This window comes from Chryseobacterium sp. 22543, assembly GCF_052044565.1.
GTDB lineage: Bacteria > Bacteroidota > Bacteroidia > Flavobacteriales > Weeksellaceae > Chryseobacterium.
This window is the reverse complement of the sequence record NZ_JBQENH010000007.1, coordinates 1-13,554: the sequence shown is the minus strand read 5'-3', so window position 1 is coordinate 13,554 and position 13,554 is coordinate 1. Positions and strand designations below refer to the sequence as shown.

General features: G+C 35.8%; 11 protein-coding genes. 5 read left to right on the top strand and 6 right to left on the bottom strand.

The features are described 5' to 3' along the window. Positions 1–18 precede the first annotated feature (18 nt). A complete protein-coding gene (gene ygiD / locus ACTJIP_RS19990) occupies positions 19–846 on the top strand; it encodes a 4,5-DOPA dioxygenase extradiol (RefSeq protein ID WP_077413811.1) in 828 nt (275 codons plus the stop codon). A 78-nt stretch (positions 847–924) separates the two neighbouring features. Here ygiD and ACTJIP_RS19985 read toward each other — a convergent pair whose 3' ends face one another. The 3 genes from ACTJIP_RS19985 to hutH form a co-directional block, all read right to left on the bottom strand. Next, positions 925–2,406 carry a S8 family peptidase gene (locus ACTJIP_RS19985; protein ID WP_440704998.1) on the bottom strand — a complete coding sequence of 494 codons (1,482 nt, stop codon included), beginning with the start codon at positions 2,404–2,406 and terminating at the stop codon, positions 925–927. A 91-nt stretch (positions 2,407–2,497) separates the two neighbouring features. Beyond that, a complete protein-coding gene (locus ACTJIP_RS19980; protein WP_428168847.1) occupies positions 2,498–2,944 on the bottom strand; it encodes a GNAT family N-acetyltransferase in 447 nt (148 codons plus the stop codon). Positions 2,945–3,036: 92 nt separating this feature from the next. Beyond that, on the bottom strand, positions 3,037–4,524 hold the full coding sequence (gene hutH, locus ACTJIP_RS19975) for a histidine ammonia-lyase (RefSeq protein WP_428168848.1): 1,488 nt from the start codon (positions 4,522–4,524) through the stop codon (positions 3,037–3,039). A 129-nt stretch (positions 4,525–4,653) separates the two neighbouring features. Between hutH and ACTJIP_RS19970 the strand changes: the two genes are divergently transcribed. Together ACTJIP_RS19970 and uvrC are read left to right on the top strand one after the other, a co-directional pair. Next, positions 4,654–5,415: a hypothetical protein gene (locus tag ACTJIP_RS19970; RefSeq protein WP_180565120.1), complete on the top strand. Its 762-nt coding sequence runs from the start codon at positions 4,654–4,656 to the stop codon at positions 5,413–5,415. Positions 5,416–5,499: 84 nt separating this feature from the next. After that, the gene (gene uvrC / locus ACTJIP_RS19965) at positions 5,500–7,293 is read left to right on the top strand and encodes an excinuclease ABC subunit UvrC (RefSeq protein WP_077413807.1); all 1,794 of its coding nucleotides are present in this window, start codon (positions 5,500–5,502) and stop codon (positions 7,291–7,293) included. Between the two features lie 432 nt (positions 7,294–7,725). Here uvrC and ACTJIP_RS19960 read toward each other — a convergent pair whose 3' ends face one another. Genes ACTJIP_RS19960 through ACTJIP_RS19950 form a run of 3 tightly spaced genes read right to left on the bottom strand, consistent with a single transcriptional unit; the run spans position 7,726 to position 10,452 of the window. Continuing rightward, a complete protein-coding gene (locus ACTJIP_RS19960) occupies positions 7,726–8,466 on the bottom strand; it encodes a hypothetical protein (RefSeq protein WP_077413806.1) in 741 nt (246 codons plus the stop codon). Positions 8,467–8,477: 11 nt separating this feature from the next. Further along, the gene (locus ACTJIP_RS19955; RefSeq protein ID WP_077413805.1) at positions 8,478–9,560 is read right to left on the bottom strand and encodes a PorV/PorQ family protein; all 1,083 of its coding nucleotides are present in this window, start codon (positions 9,558–9,560) and stop codon (positions 8,478–8,480) included. A 13-nt stretch (positions 9,561–9,573) separates the two neighbouring features. Further along, positions 9,574–10,452, bottom strand: coding sequence for a DMT family transporter (locus ACTJIP_RS19950; RefSeq protein ID WP_180565119.1), 879 nt, complete (start codon positions 10,450–10,452; stop codon positions 9,574–9,576). A 170-nt stretch (positions 10,453–10,622) separates the two neighbouring features. Here ACTJIP_RS19950 and ACTJIP_RS19945 point away from each other — a divergent pair, with 170 nt between their 5' ends. Together ACTJIP_RS19945 and ACTJIP_RS19940 are read left to right on the top strand one after the other, a co-directional pair. Then, a complete protein-coding gene (locus tag ACTJIP_RS19945) occupies positions 10,623–11,144 on the top strand; it encodes a GNAT family N-acetyltransferase (protein WP_440704997.1) in 522 nt (173 codons plus the stop codon). Positions 11,145–11,429: 285 nt separating this feature from the next. Beyond that, positions 11,430–13,058, top strand: a complete 1,629-nt coding sequence (locus tag ACTJIP_RS19940; RefSeq protein ID WP_077413802.1) for an acyl-CoA carboxylase subunit beta — start codon at positions 11,430–11,432, stop codon at positions 13,056–13,058. The last annotated feature ends 496 nt before the right edge of the window (positions 13,059–13,554 follow it).

Genomic DNA, 13,554 nt, shown 5'->3' with positions numbered 1-13,554 from the left:
TTATAATCTTCAATATTTATGAACCTCAATGATCTTCAAAACATAAGCGACGGTTTTAAAAGCACACAGAGAATGCCTGTTTTATTTCTTGGACACGGCTCACCAATGAATGCCATTGAAGAGAATCAATTTGTGCAGGGTTTCAGAAAAGCTGCCTCAGAAATTCCAACACCTAATGCAATTCTTTGTATTTCTGCTCATTGGTATACAGCCGGAACTTTTGTAACCGCTATGGATATGCCGAAAACCATCCATGACTTTTATGGGTTTCCAAAAGCTCTTTTTGATGTGCAGTATCCTGTCCCGGGAAGTCCGGAATTAGCAAAGGAAACAGCAGAGCTCCTTCTCCCTGTTGATGTGGAAGAGGATCATAGCTGGGGACTGGATCATGGTGCATGGTCCGTCATTAAGCATATGTATCCTGATGCAGATATTCCTGTGATTCAGCTGAGTATTGATCATACAAAACCTCCGCAGTATCATTATGATCTTGCGAAAAGACTCAATAAGCTTCGTGAAAAAGGTATTCTGATCATCGGAAGCGGAAATATCGTTCATAACCTCCGCCTTATTGACTGGAAAAATATTAATACAGTAGGTGCCGGCTGGGACTGGGCAATAGAAGCCAGAGAAAAAACCAACAACTGGCTTCTTGACGGTAATTTTCAAAATATTATTGATTATCAGAAACAAGGAACTTTCTTACAGTATGCTGTTCCTACCCCTGATCATTATCTTCCTTTATTATATACTTTGGGGCTTAAAGATCAGTCTGAAGAGCTTACTTTATTCAACGATGAGCTTATCGGAGGCTCGCTGAGTATGACGAGTGTAAGGATTGGATAATCATAATCGGATATTAAAAATAAAAAAGGAAATACCTCAACTGAGATATTTCCTTTTCTTTTATAAAGGTAGTATTATTTACTGTACTGCTTTTAATACATTGATGTTTCCGTAGCCATAGCTTGAATTAACATTTGGATAGTAGGTTGCAGACTGTCTCATCTTGTTAAGCACCTGATCTCTTGTCCATGATGGATTTTTAGCCCAAACTAAAGCTGCAATTCCCGCTGTAGCTGCTGTAGCCACTGAAGAACCACCTACATAATCTGCCTGCCCGTTGTAATAACTCAAAACAGGAACAGTATTACCTGAAGGTCTTTCCATCTGGAAAGTAAAGTCGATCTGACTTCCGGAGTGGCAAACATCACATTTCTGATTGGAAGTATTCTCTTTTACTCCTGTTATCGCCTGGGTTTCTGACATTGATGCAGGGAAAATCACCCCCACAAAACTGGTAAAGCTGGTAGAAGTTCCTCCGGCACAGAAGATTAGTTTTCCTTTAGAATAAGCATATTTAACACCATCTTCAATTTTCCCGACAGAGAAAATATGTCCCATAGACATTGAAATGATTTTTACACTGGTGTTATTACCCAATTCTGTAAAAGCCGTTTTTACAGCAGTCTGCTCGCTGGATGTTTCCAAAACAACATTTTCTGCGGCTCTGTAAGCGATCAGATTGGCATTGTAAGCTACTCCTACCGGCAGTCCTGCATTATTTCTTGGAGCTGTCATTACGGAAGCCATTTTTGTTCCGTGTCCGCACTGATCTCCGGATCCATCTGAGTTATATACTCCCAATTTACTGATTGTTCTTCCTGAAGAAGCACCATTATTAAAGCTTCCTCCCAATAAAGTTTGCTCCGGAGAAACTCCTGTATCAATAAGTCCGATGGTAACACCTGCTCCTGTACTGTAGCTCCATGCTTCAGGAATGTTGTGTTTTGTGAAAGCCCAAGGAATTTTTGCGCTTGGTGTTGTAGATGTGTAGTCTGCTGTACTTAATGTTGATGATGAAAAACCACATCCTGATGAACCGCTTCCAGAGGATTTTGCAGCTGCATTATATTGAGCCTCAAATTCAAAATAATGATAATCTGCCGGCTCTACGTATCGGATGTTTTTCATTTGTCGAAGAGCAGTAATGGTTTCTTCTTTTTCAATCACAACATCCATCTGATTAAGATATTGATCTGAAAGAAGAAGGTAATTTCTTTCCTCTTTTCCTTCATATTTTTTGATGACAGAAAGGACCTCCTTTTCCATTTCACTGTTGTTTGGGGATTTACTTCTGTCAAAGTCATCCTTAGAAGCTCCAAAACCTATGGATACCATTTTGTTCCCACGGAAAATAGCACTCCATACGAAATGATGGGATTCATTCTTCCAATTGAAAGCACCATCCGTTTTAATAGCCTGATTGATCCGTTCATTGATCTGTTTTGCCGTCAGTGGATCTTTCTGAGCCATTTCTGTTTTTACATTTTCGTTCTGAAGTTCTTCTCTGGAACACGAGTTTAAGGCAAAAAATATTGCCAGTAGGAATACAGTTTTTTTCATATGTTATAATTTTGGTTGGTTCCACAATATAACACTTTGACGGGAATTAAAAACTTAAAAAAAATGAATTTACCATTACATGAATATTAAATTACAATTCTTTCTCGTAACAGACACTTTGCTCTATTCCAATGTATTGTCCGTAGTTGGGTATTCTGTAAAAACCGTTTTTTTTGTACACTGAGATAGCACTTTTAAGATCCTGGGACGTTTCTAAAACGGCTTTTTCAAAATTCAATTCTGCTGCCCAGTTTTCCAGCTCTTTTACAATGGCTGAGCCTAGTCCTTTTTTTCTGAATTCCGGATCGGTAAACATTCTTTTTATTTCTACTGTATCTTCGGAAAATGGTTTGAATGCCCCGCAAGCTGCCGGAATATCATCTATGTAAACTACTACACAGTTTTTGATAGTATCGATTTTATTATACTGACTGAAGAAATCATCATTTTCTCCATTATGTTCTGCTAATGTAGCGTCAAGAGATTTTACTAATTTTTGAAAGTCTGGATTTGTAGAATCTGTTCTGAGTATGTGCATTTTATTTGATTAAAAGATTCAAAAAATTTAATAATTAAGACATTTATGAAAACAAAAAAGCTCCCTTTCGGAGGCTTTTATTATATTTTAGATTAGCTAACAACAAATTTTCTTTCGTTAATTAATTCCGCTATTGCCAGCATATCTTTACCGATCAGCCTGTCATCTTCAAGTTTAGCAACTTTGGAACGAAGAACTGTATAGTTTTCTTCAATCACTTTAGCGCATTTTGCGGGTCTTCTGAATTCAAGCCCCTGAGCAGCAAACATCAGCTCTACTGACAGAATATTCACAAGATTTCCAAGAACCTGATTGAATTTTCTTCCTGAGATACTTCCCATAGAAACATGATCTTCCTGACCTAAGCTTGTAGGAATAGAGTCTGCCGATGCCGGGAAACATAATGTTTTATTTTCTGTAACCAAAGCAGCTGAAGTATACTGAGGAATCATAAATCCTGAGTTTAATCCTGAGCTTTCCGTCAATAATCTTGGCAGTCCGTACTTTCCTTCTAATAATAAATAACTTCTTCTGTCAGAAATATTTCCTAATTCTGCAGCCGCCAGGGTAGCATAGTCTAAAGGCAGAGCCATCAGCTGTCCGTGGAAGTTCCCTCCAGAAATAGATTCTTCAGCACTTAATACAATCGGATTGTCTGTTACGGAATTCAATTCTGTCTCCGTCATACTTCTAAGGTGCTCAAAAGCATTTCTGCTGGCTCCGTGAACCTGTGGTACACATCTCATGGAATAAGGATCCTGAACTCTCTCACAATCTTCGTGAGCTTTCATATTTTCTGATCCTTTTAAGAATTTAAGCATTCTTGCCGCTACTTTTTTACTGCCTTCAAAAGGTCTGATCTCGTGAAGCTCTTTTTTGAATGGGCTCGCAGAGCCTCTGTATGCTTCAATACTCATTGCAGCAGTCATATCTGCAAGATCTAATAAGTATTCGAATTTTTCAAGTCCTTTGATCGCATGGGCAAGGATAAACTGTGTCCCGTTGATCAGTCCTAATCCTTCTTTTGGTCCTAAAGCCAATGCTTCAAGATCATGTTTATTCAGCACTTCCATGGTCTCAGAAACCTGATCTCCTTCCCAAACCTGTCCTAAACCAAGCAATGGCAGCACCAGATGGGCCAAAGGAGCAAGATCTCCCGAAGCTCCTACAGATCCCTGTTCAGGAACCACCGGGATGATATCTTTTTCCAGCATCAGAATCATTCTTTCAATAACTTCAAGAGAAACTCCTGAAAATCCTTTTGAAAGGGCATGAACTTTAGCAATCATCATGATCTTGGAAAGTTCTTTGTCAATCGGTTTTCCTACTCCTACTGCATGGGAGATGATCAGATTATATTGTAACTGAGCTGTTTCGTCTGCTGATATTTTAGTATCACATAAGGGTCCGAACCCGGTATTGATTCCATACACACATCTGTCAGACTCTACTATTTTCTGTACGTTTTTCTGTGATTTTAAGATTTGTTCTTTTGCGGCTTTATTAAGCTTGGCTTTATTTGGCTTTTTACAGATTTCCAGAACATCATGGAAAGTAAAAACATCTACTCCGTATATCATTTCTAAAAAATTTTCTTAAAATTACGCATTTAACAATAATTGGAAAAGCTAAATTTCAATCTTCTATATTTTTATATAAACAAGGGAATTATTTTACTATTTTTAGCCCAAAATTAAAAACAATAATACATGAGACTGAAAACTCTGCTCCTTGCTTTATGTGTAGCAAGCACAACAGCTTTCGCCCAGAAAGTAAAATATTCTAAAGAGGACATCAAAAAAATGGAAACTTACCTTTTCAATGAAGGTTTTAATGCTCCATCGCCTAAGAAAACTTCTACAATTATCTTAAAAGACGGAACTACATACAAAGGTTTCTGTAATAAGATTGAAACCAAAAAAGGGCAGATCTACGAAGTAGCTATCAAAGACAGTGTAACAAAAAAGAATACTACATTTAATGCTGATCAGATCAACGAGATGTATGTATATCCGAGCAATGCAGAAAAGATTGCTAAAGTGGCCAAATATATGGGAAACATCAGAAATTTTGGCACTAAGAAGCTGACTAAAAACACCAACAACGACAGAATTTATTTTGTAAACCAGACTGTTTCCTTAAAGAACAAAAAAGATGATAAGGAATTCCTGATGCAGGTAATCAATCCTGGTTTTGATGATATTATTTCAGTATATCACGATCCCAGGGCTAAAGAAACAACAGGTTTTTCTGTAATGGGCTCTCCACAACTTGGAGGCGGGGTTATCAAATCTTATTATGTAAAGAAAGGAGATAAAGTGATGTGGCTTCACAAAGATGATTTCGAAGACAATTATGATTTCCTTTTTGGAGACAATCAGGACTTTATGAAAAAGTATCCTAAAAACTCAGTGGAATGGGATTACTTCAGTTTTCTTATAAGTGAATATACTGCAATAACAAACGGATAAAATAATTTGACCTTATAAAAAACCTGTAGATCCATCTGCAGGTTTTTCTTTTTTAAATAGGGAAAGTTTCCTTAATTTTGTTACATGAATCCTTCTTTAGAACTACAGCTCAAAACCTTACCATCCGAACCCGGCGTTTATCGTTATTATGATAAAAATGAACAGCTTTTGTATGTGGGGAAAGCTAAAAATCTTAAAAAGAGGGTTCTCTCCTATTTCAACAAAAACCTTTCCGGATACAGGATCAAAATAATGGTCGGTAAAATCCAACGATTGGAAACGACAATTGTAAACAGTGAGTATGATGCACTTTTATTGGAGAATAATCTGATCAAGGAACATCAGCCGTTTTATAATGTCATGCTGAAAGATGACAAAACCTATCCGTGGATATGCATCAAGAATGAAGATTTCCCAAGAATTTTTCTAACCAGAAATGTAATTAAAGATGGATCCGAATATTATGGTCCTTATGCAAAAGTGCGTCCTGCAAAGATCTTACTGGATACCATCAAGCATATTTACAAGCTCAGAACCTGCAATCTGAATCTTTCTCCGGCCAAGATTTCGGAAGGAAAATATAAAGTCTGCCTGGAATATCATATCAAAAACTGTGAAGGCCCGTGTGAAGATCTTGAAAGCAAGGAAGAATATGATGAAAAGATAGATGCCATCCGTGGAATAATCAAAGGGGATTTCCGCAAAGCTAAAGATTATCTGGTCAATCAAATGATGAAACTGGCTTCCAACCTTCAATTTGAACAGGCTCAGATCATTAAGGAAAGACTGGATATCCTGGAAGATTACCAGGCTAAGAATACGATAGTTAACCCTAATATTGATGATGTAGATGTCTTCGGAATGACCAGTGATGAAACGGCAGCATATGTCAATTTCTTTAAAATCAGAAATGGAAATATCATTCAGAGTTTTACTACTGAGATCAAAAAGATTCTTGAAGAAACAGATGAAGATATTATGGAAGAAGCATTGATCGAGATCCGTCAGAAGTTTTCTTCTGATTCCAAAGAAGTGCTGCTACCATTTCATTTGTCTGTAGAAATTCCTAATGTAAAACTGATTGTTCCTAAGGTTGGAGATAAAAAAAGAATTGTAGAGCTTTCTGAAAAGAATGCTAAAGAATATCGTCTGGAAAAACTGAAACAGGTTCAGATTGTAGATCCTGAAAGGCATACCAACAGAATCATGGCTGAAATGCAGAAACTTCTCAGAATGCCGGTTGAGCCGAGACATATTGAAGGTTTTGATAACTCAAATATTCAGGGAACAAATCCTGTCTCAGCATGTGTTGTTTTCAAAGACGGCAGACCGAGTAAAGCAGATTACAGAATTTTCCATCCTAAAACAGTGGAAGGGCCTAACGATTTTGCGACTATGGAAGAAGTGATCTACCGCCGTTACAAAAGGATGCTTGATGAAGGTGAAGATCTTCCCCAGCTGATTCTGATAGACGGAGGAAAAGGGCAGCTGTCTTCTGCAGTAAAGAGCCTGAGATTGTTGGGACTTTACGGAAAGATTACCATTGTAGGTATTGCCAAAAGACTGGAAGAGATTTTCTTTCCTGAAGACCCTATTCCTTTATATCTGGATAAAAAATCCGAGACTTTAAAAATTCTACAGCGTGTACGTGATGAAGCTCACCGATTTGGGGTAAAGCATCACAGAACCAGAAGGAAAAATTCTACTATTAAATCTGAACTGGAAGAAATTTCCGGTGTTGGAGAAAAAACTATTGAACTACTTCTGTCTAAACTGAAGTCTGTAAAACGTATCAAAGAAGCTAATCTGGAAACTCTGGAAGAGATTTTAGGGAAAAGTAAAGCTAAAGTAATTTGGGAGTTTTTTAATGCCAATTGATAAACTCTGGTACAGACAGTTAAATTTTCACAACTAAAAGGCCGTTTTCATAGCATTTCACCATCATTTCCTATTTCATCAAAAAGGGACAAAAGCCCAATATTTTGTTGAATACAACAGAAATACTACAATGAAAAACAGAAATAAATAAATATTTTATTTAAAAATGGTATTATATGTATTTTTTTCATAAATTAGTATTATCAACTAACAACGATAATATTATGAAATTTTTTCTCTTTTTATAAATTTTTCTACATTTTCATTACCATTATAGATGATGACTTATCTCTCGTATTTGTATAGTATATGTTTTTTGTAGAAAGCCCAAACACAAACCTTTTCAAACTTTCGAAAAAATGAAAAACACATCAGCATATATATTATAAAAGGCTCTTTTTTTAAGAGCCTTTTATGTTTATTATTTTCAGATTATTTTGCCACAAAAACTTCTTTGGAATATCTTCCGTCAGCCTGTGGAATATCTATCACAATACTTCCATTTTCAAAATATCCAAGTGTCGTATTTCCATCAGCCAGCTTTACAATGAAAACTGAGTTCTTAGAAGTGGTTTTAAAAGCTGCAAATGGAACAGAGCTGCCAGACTTTGCTAGGATAAACTGATTAGGATCAATCTGTATTTTTTGAAGATCAAGTTTCCCATTGGAGTAGCTATTCGCTTCAGGAGTAGTCGTAGATGCAACAGATACGGCAGGTTCAGGAGATGTATTCTGACCTTTAGTAGATGCGGGTAAGAATGCAACAGGATTTGAAAGCGGGATTTTTATTAAAGCTTCTTTTATTGCATCCTGTAATCCTTCTTCATATTCTTTGATTTTTGACCCTCCTTTTGATTCCAGTATTAAATTATTATTACAATCCTTAAACTGTACTATTACTTTATTTTTAAATAAATTTTTATCATTAATAACATCAGCATTCACCACATTACAGAAATTACTTTTAGCTTCTGCAGGCCAGTTATCTTTAATTACCGGAAGTACTATATACTTTTTCCCCGCCAAAGCTTTGATGAAAAAGTTTTTTAAACCATAATCTTCCTTAAATGTTTCAAATTTTTCAGGAACTGAAACATATTTGTAGTCTGAAACTTTTTGTGCAAAAACCATTGTTGAACTCACTGCCAACATCAATATTGATAACTTTTTCATTTTCTATAATTTTAATCGTTTCTGAATGCTCCCATATCCAGTTTCAATGAGAAGAAATTGGAATAGAAGTTAGATCCACCTATCCCCGAATTTGTAATCGCATAATCCAGTGTAAGCCCTCTGTATCTTATTCCAAGACCTGCACTTGGCTGGAAAGAAACTTTTCTCTTAAGATCTTCTATATCTGTAATCGACTGGAATCTGTTGATCCCCAATCTCACAAAAATCATTTTCTGATACCCTAGTTCAGCTCCGGCATAAGGGCTGATACTTGCGAAATCTGTGGAAATTAATGAAGCGGTTTTAGCAAAATCCACATTTATCCCTGCTTCTGGCAATACATATACACTGCTATTGATTTCAAATAATTTACTGGCACCTACATTCAGCTTAGGCATTGTAAGTTCCAGTTTATCTTTCGGTGCCGGGTTGAATTCTTCTCCGTTAACAACGGTTGAAAGTTCTTTCTGATTGATACTCCAGAAGTTTACGGTAGTAGTAATATCTCTTACCATACCTCCAAACTTCCATCCATTATCTGCTTTATAAATAGCACCCACATCAAAACCAAAACCATAACCACTTGCAAATTTACCTACGTTACGGTAGACAATTTTAGCATTTACCCCAACATCCAATTTTGGATTTCCTCCGGGTCTGAAGGCATAAGAAAGGATAGCAGCGTAATCGGATTGAGAGAATTTAGTAATTTTATCATAATCAATATTCCCTTCTGAGTCAATCATTTGGGTAGTATTCAGAATATTGTCTACCCCAAGTCTTACCACTGAAACACCAAAAACACCTTCTTCAAGTACTTTCGCATATGCCAGATAATCGTATTTTGCGATAGACTCAAAGTATTCTGCGTGCATGGCTGCACCCTGCCAGTCTCTTTCAACTGACATCAAACCTGCAGGGTTCCACATAGGAGAATATACATCATCCTGATTGGTAATTACTGCCCCACCCATTGCAAGACCTCTTGCTCCGGCTCCGATATTTAAGAATTCATTGGAATATTTCCTGATAATCTGAGATTGAGACAGCCCAAACAGCAGTGAAAATGCAAGTAAAAGATATTTTTTCATCATATAAATTTGATGCTTAGTTTAAGTTTTTAGTTTTTCTGGCTTTAATTAATCCATTGACAATGATAGCCAGTATCATAACTCCTGAAGCAATATAAAATATAGGGCTCATATGTTCTGATTCCCCAAAGATAAAAAAAGCTAGTATAATTCCGTAGACAGGTTCTAAATTAACTGTTAAAATTAAAGTGAAAGGTGATATATACTTCATTAAATTCACCGATTCTAACATAGGAAAAGCAGTGAAAACACTAGCTAACAAGCATATTAACGCCAAATCCCGGTAGTTTATTTCATTCATCTGAAAAATTTGCCCGGAAAGCAAATAAAATATCATTAAAATGAACCAACCACAGAAAATTTCATAAAAAATAATGTTTCCTGAGCTCGTTTTACCAAACATTTTACCATTAAAAACAGAAAAAATAGTCCCGAATACAGCACAAAAGATTCCATAAATAATACCTTCTTTAAAATGAAATTCCGTTTTAAAGATCAATAGTATACAGGCAACAATGACTGTTCCCATAATGACTTCAGAGATATCAATTTTTCTTTTAAAAATAATAGGCTCCAGGATAGAGGCAAAAAGTGTAGATAAGGAAAGACAGCTTAATGCAATAGAAACATTGGAGACTTTAATAGAATAAAAAAAGCAATACCAATGAAGCGCCATAGCAAAACCTATTGCTGCCAGCTGAAAAAATATTTTCCTGGAAACTTTTATACTGTCCTTTTTAAAAACTCTGATAAATACAAAAAGAAAAATAGAAGCAAAGAGCATTCTGTAAAATACCAGAATCTGTGCATTGGCATGAATCAATTTTCCCAAAATTGCGGTGAATCCCCACAAAAATACAATTAAGTGCAACCTGAAAAGCGCCAATTTATGCATAACCTATCTCCTTTGAATTTTTAACGTGCAAATTTACAAATACGCTTTTATAAATCTTACAAAAAATATAAATTTACATTAATAAAAAGACGATAAATAAAGTTTTTAATAGTTTTTCACCTAATACAGCACCTTTTCTATTCATTTAGTAAAAAGATCAAAATTACAATATGATATTAAGTCCAAATATTGAAATCAAAACAAAACGTCTAACCTTGAAGCCTGTTAAAGACTTATATATAGATGATATTTTAGAACATTTTACAAATGATGTTACCAGATATATGCCTTTTAATCCACAAGGTAACAGACAGGATATAATTACCTTCGTTAATGAATCCAAAAGAACTCTGTCGCAAAACACAGATCTGGTAATGGCTGCCCTGGACTCTGATGGTGATTTTACAGGATGTTGCGGTATCCATAATATAACAGAAGAATCTGTTGAGCTTGGCCTATGGTTAAAAAAAAGTTCTCAGGGAAAAGGATTGGGAACTGAAATCATAACAGCCCTCATAGAATTCCTGGAAAAGAATTTCACTTTCAAGTATATTTTATATCCTGTAGATGAAGAAAATACAGCCAGCAGAAAAATTCCGGAAAAATTAGGCTTTATTCCTGCTAAAAAATATAAAAAAACCAAGAATCATCTTATCGACCTGAATATTGTAGAATATAGAAAGTATTACTAGCTATCGCACAAACAGCAATAAAAAAACCCTGAAAATTTGTTAAACTTTCAGGGCCTTCAAATAATAAACTATTAAAAAAATAAACTAGGAACTTAGAGTATTTTGCAGAGAATATCACCTCTGTTACTCTACTGTAAAGTTAGAAAAAATATAAATTATTTAAAAATATTTTTTAGTTAAAAATTTCACAATTTACTAGAAACCAAAGTATTAAACAACTGTTTTACTTCCTATTTGTATTCCTCATAAAAATAGTATCTTTAAGCGTAAAAAATTAAAAATTTTATGGACATTGAATTCAATAAACGAGAAGATCAAAACAGATTAAAATTATCTGAAATAAATCGCTTACTCACTGAGATCAAAAAAGGTGGTGGTGAGAAGAGGCTTCAAAAGCTTCGTGATGAAGGAAAAATGACAGCAAGAGAAAGAGTAGATTATCTTCTCGATAAAGATTCAGATTCCATAGAAATAGGAGCATTTGCAGGATACGAAATGTATAAGGAGCATGGAGGATGTCCTAGCGGCGGGGTTGTAGTGGTGATTGGCTACGTTTCCGGAAGACAATGTATCATCGTTGCCAATGACGCTTCTGTAAAAGCCGGTGCATGGTTTCCTATCACAGGAAAGAAAAACCTGAGAGCACAGGAAATTGCTATGGAAAACAAACTTCCAATCATCTATCTGGTAGATTCTGCAGGTGTTTATCTGCCTATGCAGGATGAGATCTTCCCGGATAAAGAACATTTTGGGAGAATTTTCAGAAATAATGCTAAAATGAGTTCTATGGGAATCATCCAGATCTCTGCCGTAATGGGAAGTTGTGTAGCCGGAGGAGCTTATCTTCCTATTATGAGTGATGAAGCCATGATTGTAGATAAAACAGGCTCTATTTTCCTTGCCGGAAGCTACCTGGTAAAGGCCGCTATAGGAGAAAGTATTGACAATGAAACATTGGGCGGTGCTACTACTCACTGCTCTATTTCAGGAGTGACAGATTATAAAGCTAAAGATGATAAAGATGCTTTGAACAGAATCAAAAACATCATGAAGTCTATCGGAACTACTGAAAAAGCAGGTTTTGACAGAATAGAAAGCTTCCCACCTAAAGAAAATCCTGAAAATATCTTCGGAATTATGCCGGTTTCAAGAGCTGAGCAATACGATACTTACGAAATTATTAAATGTATTGTAGACAACTCCGAATACGAAGAATATAAACCCGATTACGGTAAAAGTATTATCTGCGCAACAGCCAGAGTTGATGGCTGGTCTGTAGGTATTGTAGCCAATCAGAGAAAGCTTGTTAAGAGTGGTAAAGGAGAAATGCAGTTTGGTGGAGTGATCTACTCAGATTCTGCAGATAAGGCTACACGATTCATTGCTAACTGTAATCAAAGAAAAATACCTTTAATCTTCTTACAGGATGTTACCGGATTTATGGTAGGCTCGAAGTCTGAACATGGAGGTATCATTAAAGACGGAGCCAAAATGGTAAACGCTGTTTCCAATTCTGTAGTTCCTAAATTTACTATCATTACAGGGAATTCTTATGGAGCAGGAAACTATGCTATGTGTGGTAAAGCTTACGATCCTAGACTCATTGTTGCATGGCCTTGGGCTGATCTGGCTGTAATGGGAGGTACACAGGCTGCAAAAGTACTTGCTCAGATCCAGGAATCTACGTTAAAGAAACAAGGAAAAGAAATTACCGAAGAAGAGCACAACGAAATTCTGGATACAATTTCAAAAAGATATCAGAAGCAAACCGAATCTACCTATGCAGCAGCAAGATTATGGACAGATGCCATCATCAACCCTGCAGATACAAGAAAATGGATTTCTATGGGAATTGAAGCGGCTAATCACGCTCCCATTACTGAGAAATTCAACTTAGGAGTAATTCAAGTCTGATCATAATATATTTATAAAATAAACACGGCTATTTCAGTTTGAGATAGCCGTGTTTTTATTTATATCTTTAAATTATAGGAATATTAGTTTCCATATTCTTCTTTACAAAATTCTATAGGACCGCCCAGCCTCATACAGCATTGATATTTGCTCAAACAGATTCCATTAGGCCATCCCGGAGGATAACACATTCCAAATGCCGGATCATCCGGGCAACTAGGTCCTGCGCTTCCTTTAAGTGATTTATAAACTCTCTCTAGAAATCTTTACCAGATTTTTCATAGTTATTTAGTTTTTGATAATTCCTACTCTATTATAGCTTTTCGGATTACGCTTTCCTAATATACTATTTTTTCAACATCTGGTGAAATTTAATAAGAATTTTTCATCTTCAATTTAAAGTATTCTTAAGTAAGATTTATATATACGATAAAATAGGAGTGATGAGGAAATACTTTAACAAATTTCAGAAGCCTTCTCCCGCTATCCATTCATA

Bases quoted from the DNA above. Each gene is read 5' to 3' on its own strand.
- ACTJIP_RS19955 (WP_077413805.1), bottom strand. From the start codon at position 9,560: ATGATGAAAAAATATCTTTTACTTGCATTTTCACTGCTGTTTGGGCTG.
- ACTJIP_RS19960 (WP_077413806.1), bottom strand. From the start codon at position 8,466: ATGAAAAAGTTATCAATATTGATGTTGGCAGTGAGTTCAACAATGGTT.
- ACTJIP_RS19980 (WP_428168847.1), bottom strand. From the start codon at position 2,944: ATGCACATACTCAGAACAGATTCTACAAATCCAGACTTTCAAAAATTA.
- ygiD (WP_077413811.1), top strand. From the start codon at position 19: ATGAACCTCAATGATCTTCAAAACATAAGCGACGGTTTTAAAAGCACA.
- ACTJIP_RS19985 (WP_440704998.1), bottom strand. From the start codon at position 2,406: ATGAAAAAAACTGTATTCCTACTGGCAATATTTTTTGCCTTAAACTCG.
- ACTJIP_RS19945 (WP_440704997.1), top strand. From the start codon at position 10,623: ATGATATTAAGTCCAAATATTGAAATCAAAACAAAACGTCTAACCTTG.
- ACTJIP_RS19970 (WP_180565120.1), top strand. From the start codon at position 4,654: ATGAGACTGAAAACTCTGCTCCTTGCTTTATGTGTAGCAAGCACAACA.
- hutH (WP_428168848.1), bottom strand. From the start codon at position 4,524: ATGATATACGGAGTAGATGTTTTTACTTTCCATGATGTTCTGGAAATC.
- ACTJIP_RS19950 (WP_180565119.1), bottom strand. From the start codon at position 10,452: ATGCATAAATTGGCGCTTTTCAGGTTGCACTTAATTGTATTTTTGTGG.
- uvrC (WP_077413807.1), top strand. From the start codon at position 5,500: ATGAATCCTTCTTTAGAACTACAGCTCAAAACCTTACCATCCGAACCC.
- ACTJIP_RS19940 (WP_077413802.1), top strand. From the start codon at position 11,430: ATGGACATTGAATTCAATAAACGAGAAGATCAAAACAGATTAAAATTA.